The organism is Pseudomonas sp. JL2 (assembly GCF_031570495.1).
Taxonomy (GTDB): Bacteria; Pseudomonadota; Gammaproteobacteria; order Pseudomonadales; family Pseudomonadaceae; genus Aquipseudomonas; species Aquipseudomonas rhizophila.
The window spans coordinates 20,316-38,963 of the sequence record NZ_JAKUDH010000029.1 but is presented as its reverse complement, the minus strand read 5'-3'; the positions used below and the strand labels follow the sequence as shown (position 1 = coordinate 38,963).

19 protein-coding genes and 1 pseudogene are annotated in these 18,648 nt (G+C 60.8%); 13 read left to right on the top strand and 7 right to left on the bottom strand.

Annotated features, from left to right (window positions below; all coding sequences use genetic code 11):
* Positions 1-105 precede the first annotated feature (105 nt).
* Positions 106-1,599, bottom strand: a complete 1,494-nt coding sequence (locus MKS85_RS26075; protein ID WP_139048878.1) for an aldehyde dehydrogenase — start codon at positions 1,597-1,599, stop codon at positions 106-108.
* 244 nt (positions 1,600-1,843) lie between these two features.
* Here MKS85_RS26075 and MKS85_RS26070 point away from each other — a divergent pair, with 244 nt between their 5' ends.
* A complete protein-coding gene (locus MKS85_RS26070; RefSeq protein ID WP_076383089.1) occupies positions 1,844-2,206 on the top strand; it encodes a cupin domain-containing protein in 363 nt (120 codons plus the stop codon).
* A gap of 204 nt (positions 2,207-2,410) precedes the next feature.
* On the opposite strand, the gene rpmG is transcribed toward MKS85_RS26070, so the two are convergent.
* Positions 2,411-2,566 carry a 50S ribosomal protein L33 gene (rpmG, locus tag MKS85_RS26065; RefSeq protein ID WP_003177274.1) on the bottom strand — a complete coding sequence of 52 codons (156 nt, stop codon included), beginning with the start codon at positions 2,564-2,566 and terminating at the stop codon, positions 2,411-2,413.
* Positions 2,567-2,577: 11 nt separating this feature from the next.
* Positions 2,578-2,811 (bottom strand): 50S ribosomal protein L28, encoded by a 234-nt coding sequence (gene rpmB, locus MKS85_RS26060; RefSeq protein ID WP_003229474.1) that lies wholly within the window; start codon positions 2,809-2,811, stop codon positions 2,578-2,580.
* Between the two features lie 437 nt (positions 2,812-3,248).
* Here rpmB and MKS85_RS26055 point away from each other — a divergent pair, with 437 nt between their 5' ends.
* Positions 3,249-4,835: an ABC transporter substrate-binding protein gene (locus MKS85_RS26055; RefSeq protein ID WP_188251472.1), complete on the top strand. Its 1,587-nt coding sequence runs from the start codon at positions 3,249-3,251 to the stop codon at positions 4,833-4,835.
* 134 nt (positions 4,836-4,969) lie between these two features.
* Here MKS85_RS26055 and radC read toward each other — a convergent pair whose 3' ends face one another.
* A complete protein-coding gene (gene radC, locus MKS85_RS26050) occupies positions 4,970-5,644 on the bottom strand; it encodes a RadC family protein (RefSeq protein ID WP_047226162.1) in 675 nt (224 codons plus the stop codon).
* 145 nt (positions 5,645-5,789) lie between these two features.
* Here radC and coaBC point away from each other — a divergent pair, with 145 nt between their 5' ends.
* From coaBC to argB, 4 genes and pseudogenes are all read left to right on the top strand, one after another.
* Positions 5,790-6,998: a bifunctional phosphopantothenoylcysteine decarboxylase/phosphopantothenate--cysteine ligase CoaBC gene (gene coaBC, locus MKS85_RS26045; protein WP_047226163.1), complete on the top strand. Its 1,209-nt coding sequence runs from the start codon at positions 5,790-5,792 to the stop codon at positions 6,996-6,998.
* Positions 6,999-7,003: 5 nt separating this feature from the next.
* A complete protein-coding gene (dut, locus tag MKS85_RS26040; protein WP_139048877.1) occupies positions 7,004-7,459 on the top strand; it encodes a dUTP diphosphatase in 456 nt (151 codons plus the stop codon).
* A gap of 251 nt (positions 7,460-7,710) precedes the next feature.
* Positions 7,711-9,114: pseudogene (locus MKS85_RS26035) on the top strand (phosphomannomutase/phosphoglucomutase); the annotation flags it as partial.
* A gap of 26 nt (positions 9,115-9,140) precedes the next feature.
* Positions 9,141-10,046 (top strand): acetylglutamate kinase, encoded by a 906-nt coding sequence (gene argB, locus MKS85_RS26030; RefSeq protein ID WP_047226166.1) that lies wholly within the window; start codon positions 9,141-9,143, stop codon positions 10,044-10,046.
* A 195-nt stretch (positions 10,047-10,241) separates the two neighbouring features.
* Here argB and pyrE read toward each other — a convergent pair whose 3' ends face one another.
* Complete coding sequence (gene pyrE, locus MKS85_RS26025; protein ID WP_047226167.1) at positions 10,242-10,886, bottom strand: orotate phosphoribosyltransferase; 645 nt, start codon at positions 10,884-10,886, stop codon at positions 10,242-10,244.
* Between the two features lie 82 nt (positions 10,887-10,968).
* Here pyrE and MKS85_RS26020 point away from each other — a divergent pair, with 82 nt between their 5' ends.
* Positions 10,969-11,748 carry an exodeoxyribonuclease III gene (locus MKS85_RS26020; RefSeq protein ID WP_003177265.1) on the top strand — a complete coding sequence of 260 codons (780 nt, stop codon included), beginning with the start codon at positions 10,969-10,971 and terminating at the stop codon, positions 11,746-11,748.
* 175 nt (positions 11,749-11,923) lie between these two features.
* Here MKS85_RS26020 and MKS85_RS26015 read toward each other — a convergent pair whose 3' ends face one another.
* Entirely contained in the window at positions 11,924-12,292 is a 369-nt protein-coding gene (locus MKS85_RS26015) for a DUF4870 domain-containing protein (protein WP_047226168.1), read from the bottom strand.
* A 30-nt stretch (positions 12,293-12,322) separates the two neighbouring features.
* Complete coding sequence (gene rph / locus MKS85_RS26010; protein WP_188251473.1) at positions 12,323-13,045, bottom strand: ribonuclease PH; 723 nt, start codon at positions 13,043-13,045, stop codon at positions 12,323-12,325.
* Between the two features lie 279 nt (positions 13,046-13,324).
* On the opposite strand from rph, the gene MKS85_RS26005 reads away from it, so the two are divergent.
* The 6 genes from MKS85_RS26005 to MKS85_RS25980 all read left to right on the top strand — a co-directional run bounded on the left by MKS85_RS26005 (position 13,325) and on the right by MKS85_RS25980 (position 18,619).
* Positions 13,325-14,188, top strand: a complete 864-nt coding sequence (locus MKS85_RS26005; RefSeq protein ID WP_047226170.1) for a YicC/YloC family endoribonuclease — start codon at positions 13,325-13,327, stop codon at positions 14,186-14,188.
* Positions 14,189-14,200: 12 nt separating this feature from the next.
* Positions 14,201-14,821: a guanylate kinase gene (gmk, locus tag MKS85_RS26000; RefSeq protein WP_047226171.1), complete on the top strand. Its 621-nt coding sequence runs from the start codon at positions 14,201-14,203 to the stop codon at positions 14,819-14,821.
* 166 nt (positions 14,822-14,987) lie between these two features.
* Entirely contained in the window at positions 14,988-15,251 is a 264-nt protein-coding gene (gene rpoZ, locus MKS85_RS25995) for a DNA-directed RNA polymerase subunit omega (RefSeq protein ID WP_003177259.1), read from the top strand.
* 60 nt (positions 15,252-15,311) lie between these two features.
* Entirely contained in the window at positions 15,312-17,417 is a 2,106-nt protein-coding gene (gene spoT / locus MKS85_RS25990; RefSeq protein ID WP_047226172.1) for a bifunctional GTP diphosphokinase/guanosine-3',5'-bis pyrophosphate 3'-pyrophosphohydrolase, read from the top strand.
* 27 nt (positions 17,418-17,444) lie between these two features.
* Positions 17,445-17,825, top strand: coding sequence for a RidA family protein (locus tag MKS85_RS25985; protein WP_003229509.1), 381 nt, complete (start codon positions 17,445-17,447; stop codon positions 17,823-17,825).
* Positions 17,826-17,878: 53 nt separating this feature from the next.
* On the top strand, positions 17,879-18,619 hold the full coding sequence (locus MKS85_RS25980) for a hypothetical protein (RefSeq protein ID WP_076383093.1): 741 nt from the start codon (positions 17,879-17,881) through the stop codon (positions 18,617-18,619).
* Positions 18,620-18,648: the final 29 nt, after the last annotated feature.

Sequence of the window (18,648 nt, the reverse complement as noted above, 5' to 3'; positions counted from 1 at the left end):
CATTCAACAGAGTCGTCGACTGTCACACCGCTATCGCGAGCAGGCTCGCTCCCACAGGGGACCAGCACTGCATGCAGCCCCGAACAGGATCCGGGGCCGCCCCTGTCAGAGCTTGATCCAGGTCGCCTTCAGCTCGGTGTACTTGTCGAACGCATGCAGCGACTTGTCGCGGCCGTTACCCGACTGCTTGAAGCCGCCGAACGGTGCGGTCATGTCGCCGCCGTCATACTGATTGACCCAAACGCTGCCAGCACGCAGCGCCTTGGCGGTCAGGTGAGCCTTGGAAATGTCCTTGGTCCATACCGCCGCGGCCAGGCCGTACGGCGTGTCGTTGGCGATCTGGATGGCCTCCTCGGCGGTATCGAAAGCGATGACCGACAGCACCGGACCGAAAATCTCTTCCTGGGCGATTTTCATGGCGTTGCTCACCCCGTCGAAAATCGTCGGCTCGACATAGGTGCCGCCGGTTTCTTCGAGGATCCGCTTGCCGCCGGCCACCAGCTTGGCGCCGTCGCTGTGACCGGCCTCGATGTAGGACAGCACGGTGTTCATCTGCTGGGTATCCACCAGGGCGCCGACATTGGTGGCCGGGTCCAGGGGGTTGCCAGGTTTCCAGCCCTTGAGCGCTTCAATCACCAGCGGCAGGAAGGTGTCCTTGATGGAACGCTCCACCAACAGTCGCGAGCCGGCGGTGCAGACTTCGCCCTGGTTGAAGGCAATGGCACTGGCGGCGGACTCGGCGGCGGCTTGCAGGTCCGGGGCATCGGCGAACACGATGTTCGGGCTCTTGCCGCCGGCTTCCAGCCAGACACGCTTCATGTTGGACTCGCCCGAGTAAACCATCAGTTGCTTGGCGATTTTGGTGGAACCGGTGAACACCAGGGTATCGACGTCCATGTGCAGGGCCAGGGCCTTGCCAACCGTGTGGCCGTAGCCCGGCAGCACGTTCAGCACGCCTTTCGGAATGCCGGCCTCAATCGCCAGTGCGGCAATGCGGATGGCGGTCAGTGGGGACTTTTCAGAGGGCTTGAGCACCACCGAGTTACCGGTGGACAGCGCCGGGCCGAGCTTCCAGCAGGCCATCATCAGTGGGAAATTCCACGGCACGATAGCGCCTACGACGCCCACCGGTTCACGGGTCACCAGGCCCAACTGATCGTGGGGGGTCGCGGCCACTTCATCGTAAATCTTGTCGATGGCTTCACCACTCCAGCTCAACGCTTGAGCTGCACCGGGAACATCAATATTCAAGGAGTCGCTGATCGGCTTGCCCATGTCCAGGGTTTCGAGCAGCGCCAGTTCTTCGGCGTTCTGCTTGAGCAGGCCGGCAAAGCGAATCATGGTCGCTTTACGCTTGCTCGGCGCCAGGCGCGACCAGACACCGGAGTTGAAGGTGGCACGGGCGTTTTCGACGGCGCGCTGGGCGTCGGCGACGTCGCAACTGGCGATCTTGCCCAGCACACGGCCATCCACCGGGCTGAGGCAGTCAAAGGTTTCGCCGGACACCGCATAGGTGTATTCGCCGTTGATGAAGGCACGGCCTTCGATGGTCAGGTCGCGGGCGCGTTGTTCCCAGTCGGCACGAGTCAGGGTGGTCATGCGAGTGTCCTCCTCTTATTGAGTACGAACGCCACGCGATGCGCAGCGCTCCACGAATTCTGCCCGGCCGGCCTGTTTTCGGCGCTGTTTTCGGCGCGGGGCACCCGCCACCCTAAACCAGCGGCTGGTAATGTTTCAATATATTTGACACAACGCTAGCAAACGGCCTTGCGATGTTCGTTTTAATAAACATAGACTTTGGCTCTTCCAGCCATTCGCGCCGTCATTACCGGAGAATTGCCGCATGAGCATCCAGGACATCGTCGATTTCAGTCAGGCCAGTACCACCGCCGAACGCTATCGCCCGGACGCAGCCAAGGTACTCAAGGGTGATCCCGAACAAACGGTGTTCAACCACTACAGCAGCCCTTGCGGGCAAATGAATGCAGGCGTGTGGGAAGGCGCGGTCGGCCAGTGGACGGTCAACTACACCGAACATGAATACTGCGAGATCGTCCAGGGCGTTTCCGTGCTGCGGGACAATGATGGCAATGCCAAGACCCTGCGGGCCGGTGACCGCTTCGTGATCCCCGCGGGGTTCACGGGCACTTGGGAAGTGTTGGAGGCGTGCCGCAAGATTTATGTGGTGTTTGAACAGAAGGTTTGAGGATTTGCATCGTTAGACCTGGCCTCATCGCGAGCAGGCTCGCTCCCACAGGGAATGGTGCTTGCCTGGAACTCGAGCGTTACGCAGCGCCAATGTGGGAGCGAGCCTGCTCGCGATGAGGCCCCAACAGGCAACAAAAATCCGGCAACAAAAAAGGCCCGTATCTTGCGATACGGGCCTTTTTCGTAAGTAGGGAAAAATCAATTACTTGATTTTGCCTTCCTTGTAGATCACGTGCTTGCGAACAACCGGATCATATTTCTTGATCTCGATTTTGTCCGGGGTAGTACGCTTGTTCTTGTCGGTAGTGTAGAAGTGACCAGTACCGGCGCTCGAGATCAAACGAATCAATTCACGCATGATTAGCTCCCTTAAATCTTGCCATCGCGGCGAAGTTCGGCGAGCACGACACTGATGCCACGCTTGTCGATGATACGCATGCCTTTGGCAGATACGCGCAGACGCACAAAACGTTTCTCTTCTTCAACCCAGAAGCGGTGATGCTGCAGGTTCGGCAGGAAACGACGACGGGTTTTGTTGTTTGCGTGGGAAATGTTATTCCCAGTCACCGGACCCTTACCGGTAACTTGACAGACTCTCGACATGCCTCAGCCCTCTAAAACCACATGCCCAACCCGGCATGGGTTGGCCGCTTAATCTCTCAGTCATTTGGCGCCAGGCGCCGCGTTTCTTTAAGGGTCTTACCGGCTACACCTACAGTGAAGGAACCGGGCCCCTAGAAAAGAGCGCTGCTTTATACCAGAAAGACCACAGTGCAACAACTGCCGGTGTGATTTGTCTTCGTTGGAAAGCGACGCGTAACGCCCCCGAACGGCTGGGGCACAGGCTGGCGCCGCCTTTGACCGCTCGTCGCTGCAGGCCGGTTTTTTTTAACCGATGCCGAGCTTGAGCCGTTAATACAGCGTCGCAGGGTGCCGGAAAATGCAAAAAGGGGATAGTCATTTTCCAACGAGGCCACTAGGGTAGGTCTTTTCCAGACTGCACATGCAGATGGGCCTTCGACTTGCACAGGAAACCGACCATGCGCCTCGCTGCCCTCCCACTGTTGCTCGCCCCTCTGCTGATCAGCCCGCTGGCCCAGGCCGCCGCCCTGAGCGTTTGCACCGAGGCCAGCCCGGAAGGATTCGATGTCGTTCAGTACAATTCGCTGACCACCACCAACGCATCCGCCGACGTGCTGATGAACCGTCTGGTGGATTTCGACACCGCCAGCGGCAAGGTCATCCCCAGCCTCGCCGAGAGCTGGGAAGTCTCGTCCGATGGACTGACCTACGTGTTCAAGCTGCGCCCCCAGGTCAAATTCCACCGGACCGAATACTTCACGCCGCGCCGCGATCTGACCGCCGAGGACGTCAAGTTCAGCTTCGAACGCATGCTTGACCCGGCAAACCCTTGGCACAAAATCGCCCAGAGCGGTTTCCCCCACGCCCAGTCCATGCAGCTACCGAGCTTGATCAAGAAAATCGACGCGCTGGACCCGCTGACCGTGCGCTTCATCCTCGATCATGCGGATTCGACCTTCCTGGCCACCTTGAGCATGGGCTTTGCCTCCATCTATTCGGCCGAATACGCCGATCAGTTGATGAAAGCCGGCACGCCAGAAGCACTCAACAATCAGCCCATCGGCACAGGCCCGTTCATTTTCAACCGGTTCCAGAAAGACGCTTCGATTCGCTACAAGGCCAACCACGACTATTTCGCCGGCAAGCCCCAGGTGGATCCGCTGATCTTCGCCATCACGCCGGACGCGAATGTGCGCCTGCAAAAACTGCGGCGCAACGAATGCCAGATCGCCCTGTCACCCAAGCCGCAGGACGTCCAGGCCGCCAGGCAGGAGCCGACGTTGAAAGTGGCGCAGACCGACGCCTTCATGACCGCGTTCGTGGCGATCAACAGCCAGCACCCGCCCTTCGACAAACCCGAGGTTCGACAAGCCGTCAACCTGGCCTTCGACAAGGCCAGCTACCTCAAGGCCGTTTTCGAGGGCACCGCCGAAGCGGCCAAGGGCCCCTACCCTCCGAACACCTGGAGCTACGCCAAAAACTTGCCCGGTTACGCCCATGACCCGGCCAAGGCCCGTGATCTTCTGGCCAGGGCCGGTTTGAAGGACGGCTTTCAGACCACCATCTGGACCCGCCCTTCCGGCAGCCTGCTGAACCCCAACCCCAGCCTGGGCGCGCAGCTGCTGCAGGCCGACCTGGCGCAGATCGGCATTCAGGCCGAGATTCGCGTGATCGAATGGGGCGAACTGATCCGTCGCGCCAAGGCCGGCGAACATGACTTGCTGTTCATGGGCTGGGCCGGTGACAACGGTGATCCGGACAACTTCCTCACGCCGCAGTTTACCTGCGTGGCACTCAAGTCCGGCACCAACTTCGCCCGTTATTGCAACCCGGACCTGGATAAAGTGATCAGTGCCGGCAAAACCACGAGCGAGCAGGGCGTGCGCACCAAACTCTATGAGCAGGCCCAGGCGCAGATCCAGCAACAGGCCCTGTGGCTGCCCCTGGCGCACCCGACCGCGTTCGCCCTGACCCGCAAGGATGTGCAGGGTTACTCGGTCAGCCCGTTTGGGCGGCAGGATTACTCCAAGGTCAGTATCAAGTAACCACTGCCAGCCCCCCCTGTGGGAGCAAAGCTTGCTCGCGATGACGTCGTTACATACAACACTTCTGTTGGCTGTAAAACCGCTATCGCGAGCAAGCTTTGCTCCCACAAGGGATTATTCAAGCCTGACCGTGGCTACATCCACCCATACTCCGCCATGGACAGCGGCTCACCATCGCCGACGATGAAGTGGTCGAGCACCCGCACATCGATCAACTCCAGTGCTTCCTGAAGCCGCTCAGTGAGTACCCGGTCGGCCTGGCTGGGCTCGGTGTTGCCGGAGGGGTGGTTGTGGCACAGGATCAACGCTGCGGCGTTATGGGCCAGGGCGCGCTTGACCACCTGCCGGGGATAGACACTCGCACTGTCGATGGAACCGCGAAACAGCGCCTCATACGCCAGCACCCGATGCCGGGAATCGAGGAACAGACATCCAAACACTTCATGAGGCTCGTGACGCAACATGGCCTTGAGGTAGTCCCGCACGGCCAGCGGGCTCTCCAGCACCGATTCCCGCCGCAAATTTTCGGCCAGATGCCGACGCCCCATCTCCAGCACGGCCTGCAACTGCGCGAATTTCGCCGGGCCCAGCCCCAGATGTGCGTTGAAGGTACGCAGATCAGCCTCGAGCAAAACCCGCAGGCCACCAAATTGATGCAGCAGATGTCGCGCCAGGTCCACGGCGCTTTTACCCGACACACCCGTGCGCAAGAAAATCGCCAAAAGCTCGGCGTCCGAAAGACTCGCCGATCCCAACTCCAGTAACCTCTCCCGTGGCCGCTCGGCCACCGGCCAGTCGCGAATACTCATAGCATCTCCCTGATTGTGGGCGCCGCTGTTCCGTAGCGGTCGCTGTGATATCGTAGCCCATCTTTTTTGCAGGCGATTTGCACCCAGGCAGGCTGCTGCCGTGGGGTTCGTCCTGCACTGACCATTGAAATCGAAAGGCAGGCCTATGCAGCGGCTGTATCGGAAACGCATCGTTCTGGGCGTCGGCGGCGGCATTGCCGCCTACAAGAGCGCCGAGCTGGTCCGCAGGCTTATCGACCAGGGCGCGGAAGTACGGGTCGTCATGACTCGCGGCGGCAGTGAATTCATCACCCCGCTGACCATGCAGGCCCTGTCCGGGCACCCGGTCCACCTGGATCTGCTCGACCCGGCGGCCGAAGCCGCCATGGGTCATATCGAACTGGCCAAGTGGGCCGACCTGGTGCTGATCGCCCCAGCCACGGCCGACCTGATCGCCCGCCTGGCCCAAGGCATCGCCGATGATTTGCTGACCACCCTGGTGCTCGCCACCGACGCCGTGGTTGCCCTCGCCCCAGCCATGAACCAGGCCATGTGGCGCGATCCGGCCACCCAGGCCAATCTGCAATTGCTCCAAAGCCGCGACCTGAAAGTCTTTGGCCCGGCTTCCGGCAGCCAGGCCTGCGGCGATGTCGGCATGGGACGCATGCTCGAAGCCAACGACCTGGCCCAGTGCGCCGCCGACTGCTTCCAGCGCCAGGCACTGACCGGCAAGCATGTGCTGATCACCGCCGGACCGACCCAGGAAAACATCGACCCGGTGCGCTACATCACCAACCACAGCTCCGGGAAAATGGGCTTCGCCCTGGCCGAAGCCGCCGTGGAAGCCGGCGCCCGGGTCACGCTGATCACCGGCCCCGTGCATTTGCCGACCCCTGATCGGGTGACCCGCATCGACGTGGTCAGCGCCCGGGACATGCTGGCGGCCTGCGAAGCGGCTATCCCGTGCGACCTGTTCATCGCCTCGGCGGCGGTGGCGGACTACCGCCCCGAAGTCGTCGCCCCGCAAAAACTTAAGAAAGACCCTACGAGCGGCGACGGCCTGCTACTACAAATGGTGCGCAACCCGGACATCCTCGCGACCATCGCCACCCGCCCGGACCGTCCGTTCAGTGTCGGCTTCGCCGCCGAAACCGAGCACCTGCTCGATTACGCCGCGCGCAAGCTCAAGGACAAGAACCTGGACTTGATCGTCGCCAACGACGTCGCCAACCCGAGCATTGGCTTCAACAGCGAAGAAAACGCCTGCAGCGTGATCGACCGCCAGTTGCATGCCACCCTTTTCGCCCAGACCAGCAAGAGCAAAATTGCCCGCCAGCTGATCACTTTTATCGCCGAACGGCTGAACCAGGTTTAATTGACATGCACGCTCTACAAGCCAAGATCCTCGACCCTCGCATCGGCGCCGAATTCCCGCTGCCGCATTACGCCACACCGGGTTCCGCCGGCCTCGATCTGCGGGCCATGCTCAAGCAGGACACCGTCCTGGAGCCCGGCCAGACCCTGCTGATCCCAACCGGCCTGTCGGTGTACATCGGCGACCCGGGCCTGGCTGCGTTGATCCTGCCGCGCTCGGGCCTGGGCCATAAGCATGGCATCGTACTGGGCAACCTGGTGGGCCTGATCGACTCCGATTACCAAGGCGAACTGATGGTGTCGTGCTGGAACCGTGGTCAAACGGCATTCAACATCGCCGTGGGCGAGCGCATCGCCCAACTGGTGCTGGTACCGGTGGTCCAGGCGCACTTCGAACTGGTGGAAGAATTCGACGAGAGCCAGCGCGGCGCTGGCGGCTTCGGGCATTCCGGCAGCCACTGATCCAGCAGTTTCAGGCCGGGCGTCTCGCCCGGCCCATTTATTAAGCTTCTGTTTCAGGACGAAAAATGCCCACAGGCTGGCCGCAGGGTTTCCCACTTGGAATCAATGTATTAGGCGATAGAGGCGAGGTAACGCTGTCTCATGGCACTTTCCCACCACGAACTCTCTGCCAAAAACGCCGTCATACCCTTCAGTTTGAGCCTGCCGACGCGAACCGTCGGCCTGTCCAGTCATCTTCCTGATAGAGCGCCCCGCCCATGAACACCCCAGCCGCAATCGCCCCAATTTTTCCTGATAGCATCTTCCGCGCCTACGACATCCGTGGCGTGGTACCGGAGACCCTCACCGCCGAAACCGCCTATTGGATCGGCCGCGCCATCGGCTCCCAGAGCCTGGCCCAGGGTGAACCGAACGTGTGCGTCGGTCGCGATGGTCGCTTGTCCGGCCCCGAGCTGGTTGAACAATTGATCAAAGGGGTTGCCGACAGTGGTTGCCATGTCAGCGACGTGGGCCTGGTGCCGACGCCAGCGCTGTACTACGCCGCCAACGTGCTGGCCGGTAAATCCGGCGTGATGCTCACTGGCAGCCACAACCCGTCGAACTACAACGGCTTCAAGATCGTCATCGCCGGCGACACCCTCGCCAACGAGCAGATCCAGGCCTTGCACACCCGCCTCAAGACCAATGACCTGAGCAGCGGCCAGGGCAGCGTCACCAAGGTGGACATCCTGGGGCGCTACAACGATGAAATCGTCAAGGATGTGAAGCTCGCCCGCCGCCTGAAAGTGGTGGTCGATTGCGGCAACGGCGCGGCCGGCGTGATCGCCCCACAACTGATTGAAGCCCTGAACTGCGAAGTCATCCCGCTGTTCTGCGAAGTGGACGGCAACTTCCCCAACCATCACCCGGACCCGGGCAAGCTGGAAAACCTGCAAGACCTGATCGCCAAGGTCGAGGAAACCAACGCCGACCTGGGCCTGGCCTTCGACGGCGACGGCGACCGCGTGGGCGTGGTCACCAACACCGGCAGCGTCGTGTTCCCGGACCGCTTGCTGATGCTGTTCGCCCGTGACGTGGTGGCGCGCAATCCGAACGCCGAAATTATTTTCGACGTTAAATGCACCCGCCGCCTGGTGCCGCTGATCAAGGAATACGGCGGTCGCCCACTGATGTGGAAAACCGGCCACTCGTTGATCAAGAAGAAAATGAAAGAGAGTGGCGCCCTGCTGGCCGGCGAAATGAGCGGCCACATCTTCTTCAAGGAGCGCTGGTTCGGTTTCGACGACGGCATCTACAGCGCCGCACGCCTGCTGGAGATCCTCAGCAAAGAGAAATCCACGGCCGAAGAGCTCTTCGCGACCTTCCCGAACGATATTTCTACGCCGGAAATCAATATCCATGTGACCGAAGAGAGTAAATTCAGCATCATTGATGCACTGCACGACGCTCAATGGGGCGAAGGGGCCGAACTGACCACCATCGATGGTGTGCGGGTCGACTATCCCCAAGGCTGGGGCCTGGTTCGCGCATCCAACACCACGCCGGTGCTGGTGCTGCGTTTCGAAGCCGACAACGAAGCCGAACTGCAGCGCATCAAGGATGTGTTCCACACCCAACTCAAACGTGTTGCACCTGATCTTCAACTACCGTTCTGATTTTTGAAGCACCACCGGAGCCCTGAATGACCCTCGAACGCGAAGCCGCCGCCAATACCGCCAAGGTCCTGTCCGAAGCGTTGCCTTATATCCGACGCTATGTCGGCAAGACCCTGGTGATCAAATACGGCGGCAACGCGATGGAAAGCGAGGAGCTGAAAACCGGCTTCGCTCGCGACATCGTGCTGATGAAGGCTGTGGGCATCAACCCGGTGGTCGTTCACGGTGGTGGCCCGCAGATCGGCGACCTGCTCAAGCGCCTGTCGATCGAGAGCCACTTCATCGACGGCATGCGCGTCACCGACGCGCAGACCATGGATGTGGTGGAGATGGTCCTCGGCGGCCAGGTCAACAAGGACATCGTCAACCTGATCAACCGGCATGGCGGCAGCGCCATCGGCCTGACAGGTAAAGACGCCGAGCTGATCCGGGCGAAGAAACTCACCGTCACCCGCCAGACGCCGGAGATGACCCAGCCGGAAATCATCGACATCGGCCATGTGGGCGAAGTGGTCGGCATCAACACCGACTTGCTGAACCTGCTGGTCAAGGGCGACTTCATCCCGGTAATCGCGCCCATCGGCGTCGGCGCCAACGGTGAGTCGTACAACATCAACGCCGACCTGGTGGCGGGCAAGGTTGCCGAAGCACTGAAAGCCGAAAAGCTGATGCTGCTGACCAACATCGCCGGCCTGATGGACAAGACCGGCAAGGTCCTGACCGGATTGTCGACTCAACAGGTCGATGAACTGATCGCCGACGGCACCATCTACGGCGGCATGCTGCCGAAGATCCGCTGCGCACTGGAAGCGGTCCAGGGCGGCGTTGGCAGTTCCTTGATCATCGACGGTCGCGTACCGAATGCGATCCTGCTGGAGATCTTCACCGATACCGGCGTGGGTACGTTGATCAGTAATCGCAAGCGTCCGTAAGCGACACCCCATGAAAAAAGACCCCGCTCAGCCAGACTGAGCGGGGTCTTTTTTTACACCACTTTTCAGATGATGTTTTCGTGGCGAGGGAGCTTGCTCCCGCTCGATTGCGCAGCGATCGCCAACATGTTGGGGCCGCTGCGCGGCCCAGCGGGAGCAAGCTCCCTCGCCACAAGATCAAAATCAGGAGCCATTTCAGACGCCGAACTGCGCCCGATAAGCCTCAACCGCCGGCAAATGCTGCTTGAGCTGCGGGTCGTCGGCCAAAAACTCCAGCACCTGGGTCAGCGACACGATGCTGACCACCGGAATGTTGAAGTCACGCTCCACTTCCTGGATCGCCGACAACTCACCGTTGCCGCGCTCTTGGCGATTCAGGGCGATCAGCACACCGGCGGCCTTGGCGCCTTCCTGGGAACCGATGATCTGCATCACTTCACGAATGGCGGTGCCGGCGGTGATCACGTCGTCGATGATCAGCACTTCACCGGTCAGCGGCGCGCCCACCAGGCTGCCCCCTTCACCATGAGCCTTGGCTTCCTTGCGGTTGAAGCACCAGGGCAGGTCGCGGCCGTGGTGTTCGGCCAGGGCGACCGCAGTGGTGGCGGCCAGAGGAATGCCTTTGTAGGCCGGGCCGAACAGCACGTCGAACGGAATGCCGCTCTCGACAATGGCCGCCGCATAGAAACGGCCCAGTTGCGCCAGGGCGGCACCGGTGTTGAACAGGCCGGCATTGAAGAAGTACGGGCTCGTGCGGCCGGACTTGAGGGTGAACTCACCGAAGCGCAAAACGCCGCGATCGATGGCAAAACGAATGAAATCGCGCTGATACGCCTGCATGAAAAAAGCCCCAAATACCACGGATTTAGCTAAATAGGTACACGCCGTGTATCATACACGCACGTGATTTTTGGGGCCATTTATGCGGATCATCAGTGTGAACGTCAATGGTATTCAGGCTGCAGTGGAGCGAGGGTTGCTCAGTTGGCTGCAAGCACAGAATGCCGACGTCATCTGCCTGCAGGACACCCGCGCCTCCGCCTTTGAACTGGACGATGCAGCCTTCCAACTGGATGGTTACTTCCTTTATGCCTGCGATGCCGAAGTCCCCGCCCAGGGTGGCGTGGCTTTGTACTCGCGGCTGCAACCGAAGGCTGTCATCAACGGTCTCGGTTTCGAGACGGCGGACCGCTACGGGCGCTACCTGCAAGCCGACTTCGACAAGGTCAGCATCGCGACCTTACTGCTCCCTTCGGGGCAGAACGGCGATGAAGATTTGAATCAGAAATTCAAGTTGATGGACGACTTCGCCCGTTATCTGGATAAACAGCGGCGCAAACGTCGCGAGTACATCTATTGTGGCTCGCTCTACGTGGCGCAACAGAAGCTGGATATCAAGAACTGGCGCGACAGCCAGCAATCCCCGGGTTTCCTGGCGCCGGAACGGGCCTGGATGGACGAGATTGTCGGCAACATGGGCTATGTTGACGCCCTGCGGGAAGTCAGCCGTGAAGGCGACCAATACAGCTGGTGGCCAGACAACGAACAGGCCGAGATGCTCAACCTCGGCTGGCGTTTCGACTACCAGTTGCTGACGCCTGGCCTGCGCCGCTTCGTGCGCAGCGCTCGCCTGCCGCGCCAGCCACGGTTCTCGCAGCATGCGCCACTGATCGTGGATTACGACTGGACGCTGACGATCTGAGTGTCGTTTCGCAGCCACAAAAAAACTGACAGCCATGTCGGTTTTTTTGTGGACAACCCTTTCTACTGTTGGAGCGAGCCTGCTCGCGATGGCGGTGGGTCAGCCAACATTTGTGTTGAATGATGAACCGCTATCGCGAGCAGGCTCGCTCCCACAAGTGGTTACTCGTTGATCGTTATTTGACCAGCCGCCAGGTAAACGGATACCGATACGGCTGCCCTTCATTGGCCTTCACCCCACCGATGATGGTCAGCACCAGCGCACCGATAGCCACCAACCCGAACAGGAAGAAGCCGATCACCACGATCATCAGGAGCAGGCTGATCGCCGAGGCAATTGCCACAGTGATCTGGAAGTTCAGCGCTTCCTTGCCTTGTGCATCGATGAACGGGTCAGTCTCGCGCTTGAGCTGCCAGAGCACCAGCGGGCCGATCAGCGTACCGAACGGAATCCAGATGCCCAACAAGGCGGACAAGTGACAGAACATCGCCCATTGGCGCGCCTCCTTGCTGGGCTGGGGCAGTAGGGTTTGCTCATCACTCATGACGTTCTCCTTGTCTGAAGCGCGAAACGATCAGTCAGCCAGTGCGGCTTCTTGCAGTTCGAAAATCTCGTTCATGCCTTTCTTTGCCAATTCCAGCATAGCGCTCAATTCTTCCGGCTGGAACGGCGCGCCTTCGGCGGTGCCCTGGATTTCGATGAAGCCGCCGGCGCTGGTCATGACCACGTTCAGGTCGGTCTCGGCGGCGGAGTCTTCCAGGTAGTCCAGGTCCAGCACCGGCTCGCCCTGGTACATGCCCACGGAGACCGCGGCGATCATCTGCTTGAGCGGATCGCCGCCCTTGAGGCCGCCACGCTTCTTGATCACTTTCAAGGCATCGGCCAGCGCGACCATGGCGCCAGTGATCGACGCGGTGCGAGTGCCGCCGTCAGCCTGGATCACGTCGCAATCGACATACAACGTCACGTCACCGAGCTTGGACATGTCCAGCGCGGCGCGCAGCGAACGGCCGATCAGACGCTGGATTTCCAGGGTACGTCCGCCCTGCTTGCCGCGGCTGGCCTCGCGCTGGTTGCGCTCACCGGTGGAGCGCGGCAGCATGCCGTATTCGGCGGTCAGCCAGCCTTGACCCTGGCCCTTGAGGAACCGTGGCACACCGTTTTCGACGCTGACGGTGCAGATGACTTTGGTATCACCGAATTCGACCAGTACAGATCCCTCGGCGTGTTTGGTGTAGTTGCGGGTAATGCGGATCGAGCGAAGCTGATCGGCAGCGCGACCACTTGGACGTTTCATAGGGAACACCTGTACAGAGGACGGAAAACTGCCGAGCATTATAGAGCCGTGGGCCGCCATAGGGCAGTTTAAACGTCGCGCGGTCCAAAAAACCGCTGCAACGAGCCAAGCCCCTTTGACCTCTGACCGACGAGCCGCAGCGCTTTGTCACATGCACGGTTTGGGGGCATGCACCTCACTGCGCTACAATCCTGCGCCTTTGCTGCCCTTCGGCTTTTATCCACAGATACCAGGCGCTACGACTAACCGTTGCGTCCGCCTGCATTGCGAGGAATCTTCATGGTGCACAGCATGACCGCCTTCGCCCGCGTCGAGAAAGCCGGCATCCAAGGCACGCTGAGCTGGGAACTGCGCTCGGTCAACAGCCGCTACCTGGAGCCGCACCTGCGCCTGCCCGAATCCTTTCGCGACCTTGAAGGCAGCGTGCGTGAAGCCCTGCGCCAGGGCCTGTCCCGGGGCAAGCTGGAATGCACCCTGCGCTTCACCGAAGAAAGCACCGGCAAGGCCTTGCAGGTGGACCGCGAACGCGCCGCGCAACTGGTGGCTGCCGCCGAAACCGTCGCCAGCCTGATCAAGCACCCCGCGCCTCTGAACCCGCTGGAAGTCCTGGCCTGGCCCGGCGTGCTGGTAGGTGATGCGAGCGACCCGCAGGCCCTGAATGCCGAAGCGCTGGCGTTGTTCAATCAAGGCCTGAAAGAACTCAAGGCCGGCCGCGAGCGCGAAGGCGCGGAACTGGCCCGGTTGATCGACGAGCGCCTGACTTCCATAGAGGAAGACGTCGTCACCCTGCGCGAACTGGTCCCGCAAATGCTCGCCACCCAACGTCAGAAAGTGCTCGACCGCTTCGTCGACATGAAGGCCGAGCTGGACCCGCAGCGCCTGGAACAGGAAATGGTCATGCTCGCGCAAAAAAGCGACGTGGCCGAAGAACTGGATCGCCTGAGCACCCACATCATTGAAGTTCGCCGGGTACTCAAATCCGGTGGTGCGGCCGGTCGCCGCCTGGACTTCCTGATGCAGGAACTCAACCGCGAAGCCAACACACTGGGCTCCAAAGCCTTCGACCCGCGCAGCACCCAGGCTGCGGTCAACCTCAAGGTGTTGATCGAGCAAATGCGCGAACAAGTGCAGAACATTGAGTAAGGCTAACCCGACATGACCCACAGCACCGGCACTCTCTACATCATTTCCGCGCCCTCTGGCGCCGGCAAGACCAGCCTGGTCAAGGCGCTGATTGACGCCGAGCCGCAGATCCGCGTCTCGGTCTCGCACACCACCCGCGCCATGCGCCCGGGCGAAGTGGACGGGGTGAACTATCACTTCGTCGACCGCGAACAGTTCGTGAAAATGGCCGAGCACGGGGACTTCCTCGAGCGCGCCGAAGTCTTCGGCAACCTCTATGGCACCTCGCAAAGCTATCTGCAGCAAACCCTGGACGAAGGCCACGACCTGATCCTGGAAATCGACTGGCAGGGTGCCGAGCAGGTCCGCAAGCTGATGCCCCAGGCCCGTTCGATCTTTATCCTGCCACCGAGCCAGCAGGCCTTGCGCCAGCGCCTGACCAATCGCGGCCAGGACAGCGACGACATCATCGAAGGCCGGATGCGCGAAGCGGTCAGCGAAATGAGCCACTACGTCGACTACGATTACCTGATCATCAACGACGATTTCGCCCACGCGCTGGACGATCTGAAGGCGATTTTCCGCGCCAGCCAGCTGCAGCAGAAACGCCAGCAGCAACGTTTCGGTAAATTATTGGCCGAACTGCTGGGCTGAACAGCCCTTCCCAAAACCGCTGCGACGGCTTTACATTGGAGCTTGTAGCGGGTCGAGGGGCTGGTCAAAAAATCAGCGCTTCCCTAAACGCTGGCGTTTTTTTAAACTGTTGAGTCCGCTCGCCCAACCGGGCAGCGCGCATATTGCATTCGCTCCGAGGAATACCATGGCCCGCGTAACCGTTGAAGACTGCCTAGAACACGTGGAAAACCGCTTTGAGCTGGTCATGCTCTCTACCAAGCGTGCCCGTCAACTGGCCACCGGTGGCAAAGAGCCGTTGGTCCAGTGGGAAAACGACAAGCCTACCGTGGTAGCGCTGCGTGAAATCGCCGAAGGCCTGATGAGCTACGAGTTCATCGCCAACGCTGAAATCGTTGAAGACGAACCGCTGTTCGCAGCGTTCGAGGACGAGTCCAACGAGGCGGTCTAAGCCTATGCCTGGTCGACGTAGCACGGCGCGGGGTCACAGCAAACGGCAGGAGTCATTATCATGCCGAGCATAGACGCCCTCGCCGATCGCTTATCGGCCTACCTCGGCACGGACCAGGTCAACCTGGTCCGCCGAGCCTATTTCTACGCCGAACAAGCCCACGACGGCCAGCGCCGCCGCAGCGGCGAGGCGTACGTCACGCACCCGCTTGCGGTGGCGAACATTCTTGCCGACATGCACATGGACCATCAGAGCCTGATGGCGGCGATGCTGCATGACGTGATCGAAGACACCGGCATCGCCAAGGAAGCGCTGCAAGCGCAGTTCGGCGAAACCGTGGCCGAACTGGTCGACGGGGTCAGCAAACTGACCCAGATGAACTTCGAGACCAAGGCCGAGGCCCAGGCCGAAAACTTCCAGAAAATGGCCATGGCCATGGCGCGCGATATTCGCGTGATCTTGGTCAAGCTCGCCGACCGCCTGCACAACATGCGAACCCTGGAAGTGTTGTCCGGTGAAAAACGCCGGCGAATCGCCAAGGAAACCCTGGAAATCTATGCGCCCATCGCCAATCGCCTGGGCATGCACGCGATCCGCATCGAGTTCGAAGACCTCGGTTTCAAGGCCATGCACCCGATGCGTTCGGCGCGGATCAACCAGGCCGTCAAGCGCGCCCGGGGCAACCGCAAGGAAATCGTCAACAAGATCGAAGAATCCTTGAGCCACTGCCTGACCATCGACGGCATCGAAGGCGAGGTCAGCGGCCGACAGAAACACCTCTACGGCATCTACAAGAAGATGCGCGGCAAGCGTCGGGCCTTCAACGAGATCATGGACGTCTACGCGTTCCGGATCATCGTCGACAAGGTCGATACCTGCTACCGCGTACTGGGCGCTGTACATAATTTGTACAAACCATTGCCTGGGCGCTTCAAGGACTACATCGCGATTCCCAAGGCCAACGGCTACCAGTCGCTGCACACCACGCTGTTCGGCATGCACGGCGTACCGATCGAAATCCAGATCCGCACCCGTGAAATGGAAGAGATGGCCAACAACGGCATCGCCGCGCACTGGCTGTACAAGTCCAGCGGCGACGAACAGCCCAAGAGCACCCACGCCCGGGCCCGCCAGTGGGTCAAAGGCGTGCTGGAAATGCAGCAGCGGGCCGGCAACTCCCTGGAATTCATCGAAAGCGTGAAGATCGACCTGTTTCCGGACGAGGTCTACGTTTTCACGCCCAAAGGCCGGATCATGGAGCTGCCCAAAGGCTCCACGGCGGTGGACTTTGCCTATGCAGTACACACCGACGTCGGCAACAGCTGCATCGCGTGCCGGATCAACCGCCGCCTAGCGCCGTTGTCCGAACCGCTGCAAAGCGGCTCCACGGTGGAAATCGTCAGCGCCGCCGGCGCGCGGCCAAATCCGGCATGGCTCAATTTCGTGGTCACCGGCAAGGCCCGCACGCACATCCGCCACGCCTTGAAGCTGCAACGTCGCTCTGAATCCATCAGCCTGGGCGAACGCTTGCTCAATAAAGTCCTCAACGGTTTCGACAGCTCCCTGGACAAGATCCCGGCTGAACGCGTGCAGATCATGCTCAGCGAGTACCGCCTGGAGCTGATCGAAGACCTGCTGGAAGACATCGGCCTGGGCAATCGCATGGCCTACGTCGTCGCCCGCCGGCTGCTCGGCGAAGGCGAACAGCTGCCTAGCCCCGAAGGTCCCCTGGCCATTCGTGGTACCGAAGGCCTGGTGCTCAGCTATGCCAAGTGCTGCACGCCGATTCCTGGCGATCCGATTGTCGGCCATCTGTCCGCAGGCAAAGGGATGGTGGTGCATCTGGATAACTGCCGCAACATCAGCGAAATCCGCCACAACCCGGAAAAATGCATCCAGCTCTCCTGGGCCAAGGATGTCACCGGCGAATTCAATGTCGAGCTGCGGGTCGAACTGGAGCACCAGCGTGGCCTGATCGCCTTGCTGGCCAGCAGCGTCAACGCCGCCGACGGCAATATCGAAAAAATCAGCATGGACGAGCGCGATGGCCGCATCAGCGTCGTCCAACTGGTGGTCAGCGTGCACGACCGCGTGCACCTGGCCCGCGTGATCAAGAAGCTGCGCGCCCTGACTGGCGTCATCCGCATCACTCGTATGCGCGCATAGCTCCCCATCCATTACAAGGAGTCATAAATGACCAAGACCGTTATCACCAGCGACAAAGCCCCGGCCGCCATCGGTACATATTCCCAGGCAATCAAGGCGGGCAACACCGTGTACATGTCGGGCCAGATCCCGCTGGACCCGAAAACCATGGAACTGGTAGAAGGCTTCGAAGCCCAGACCGTGCAGGTGTTCGAGAACCTCAAGGCCGTGGCCGAGGCTGCCGGCGGTTCGTTCAAGGATATCGTCAAGCTCAACATCTTCCTCACCGACCTGAGCCACTTCGCCAAGGTCAACGAGATCATGGGCAAGTACTTCGACCAGCCTTACCCTGCCCGCGCCGCCATCGGCGTAGCAGCCCTGCCGAAGGGTTCGCAGGTTGAGATGGACGCCATCCTGGTCATCGAGTAACACGCCCGGCGCAGCCTCCCCCCGCTGCGCCGTTTTCGTTTAAGGATTCCACCATGCGCAAAGCGCTTGCTCTTTCGCTGGCTGCCCTGCTGTTGGGCGGCTGCGCCAGCGACCCTGCCGACCGTGATATCAGCGGCACCTGGATCAACCAGGCGGCAATCGACGCCGCCGCCAAGGGCGGCCCGCTGCGCGAGGCGCTGCAGGCCTATGGCCCGAACCTGGAATGGGACGTCAATACCCGAGCCGGCCAGGCGCGTTACACCAACGGTTTCGAGAATGTCGAAGGCAAGCTGCTGGGCGAAGAAGACGGTGCGTGGAAAGTCGATTTCTACGGCAGCTCCGCCAGCGAACTGCAACGCGACGGCGACCAGTTGAACCAATCCGCCACCGAGAACGAGCCGCAGCAAGTGTTCGAGCGCGCCCAGGTCCAGGTGCCCGAGGGTGCGCCGCTGGGCGCCAGTTTCGAACGGGCGCTGTATACCGCTTATCTGGGCGGCACCTGGAACATCGTCAACGGCCCTGGCCAGGGCGCCAGCGTGCAGTTCCAACCCGACGGCCAGGTCAGCGGACTACCAGGCGCCGACCGCTACGCCCTGTGCCTGGCCGGCGACTGCGCGTCCATGAGTGGCGGCAACGACAACATCTGGCTGCAACAGAACGGCCAGGGCAACACCTGGATCTTCTCCCGCGACGGCAAGAAGCTGGAAATTTTCCAGACCGTGAATGCTGCACTGGCGGATGAAATGCCTTCGTTCACGCCGGGTGACCGGCAGTGGGTGTTGGAGAAGCAGTAAGTCGGACTCCCTGTGGGATCGAGGCTGTG

Excerpts from the sequence above, each read along its gene's own strand:
- MKS85_RS26015 (WP_047226168.1), bottom strand. The coding sequence starts at position 12,292 with ATGAGTGATGAGCAAACCCTACTGCCCCAGCCCAGCAAGGAGGCGCGC.
- dut (WP_139048877.1), top strand. The coding sequence starts at position 7,004 with ATGCACGCTCTACAAGCCAAGATCCTCGACCCTCGCATCGGCGCCGAA.
- MKS85_RS26075 (WP_139048878.1), bottom strand. The coding sequence starts at position 1,599 with ATGACCACCCTGACTCGTGCCGACTGGGAACAACGCGCCCGCGACCTG.
- radC (WP_047226162.1), bottom strand. The coding sequence starts at position 5,644 with ATGAGTATTCGCGACTGGCCGGTGGCCGAGCGGCCACGGGAGAGGTTA.
- MKS85_RS25985 (WP_003229509.1), top strand. The coding sequence starts at position 17,445 with ATGACCAAGACCGTTATCACCAGCGACAAAGCCCCGGCCGCCATCGGT.
- MKS85_RS26070 (WP_076383089.1), top strand. The coding sequence starts at position 1,844 with ATGAGCATCCAGGACATCGTCGATTTCAGTCAGGCCAGTACCACCGCC.
- argB (WP_047226166.1), top strand. The coding sequence starts at position 9,141 with ATGACCCTCGAACGCGAAGCCGCCGCCAATACCGCCAAGGTCCTGTCC.
- rpmB (WP_003229474.1), bottom strand. The coding sequence starts at position 2,811 with ATGTCGAGAGTCTGTCAAGTTACCGGTAAGGGTCCGGTGACTGGGAAT.
- MKS85_RS25980 (WP_076383093.1), top strand. The coding sequence starts at position 17,879 with ATGCGCAAAGCGCTTGCTCTTTCGCTGGCTGCCCTGCTGTTGGGCGGC.
- coaBC (WP_047226163.1), top strand. The coding sequence starts at position 5,790 with ATGCAGCGGCTGTATCGGAAACGCATCGTTCTGGGCGTCGGCGGCGGC.
- pyrE (WP_047226167.1), bottom strand. The coding sequence starts at position 10,886 with ATGCAGGCGTATCAGCGCGATTTCATTCGTTTTGCCATCGATCGCGGC.
- MKS85_RS26005 (WP_047226170.1), top strand. The coding sequence starts at position 13,325 with ATGGTGCACAGCATGACCGCCTTCGCCCGCGTCGAGAAAGCCGGCATC.
- MKS85_RS26020 (WP_003177265.1), top strand. The coding sequence starts at position 10,969 with ATGCGGATCATCAGTGTGAACGTCAATGGTATTCAGGCTGCAGTGGAG.
- MKS85_RS26055 (WP_188251472.1), top strand. The coding sequence starts at position 3,249 with ATGCGCCTCGCTGCCCTCCCACTGTTGCTCGCCCCTCTGCTGATCAGC.
- rpmG (WP_003177274.1), bottom strand. The coding sequence starts at position 2,566 with ATGCGTGAATTGATTCGTTTGATCTCGAGCGCCGGTACTGGTCACTTC.
- rph (WP_188251473.1), bottom strand. The coding sequence starts at position 13,045 with ATGAAACGTCCAAGTGGTCGCGCTGCCGATCAGCTTCGCTCGATCCGC.
- gmk (WP_047226171.1), top strand. The coding sequence starts at position 14,201 with ATGACCCACAGCACCGGCACTCTCTACATCATTTCCGCGCCCTCTGGC.
- rpoZ (WP_003177259.1), top strand. The coding sequence starts at position 14,988 with ATGGCCCGCGTAACCGTTGAAGACTGCCTAGAACACGTGGAAAACCGC.
- spoT (WP_047226172.1), top strand. The coding sequence starts at position 15,312 with ATGCCGAGCATAGACGCCCTCGCCGATCGCTTATCGGCCTACCTCGGC.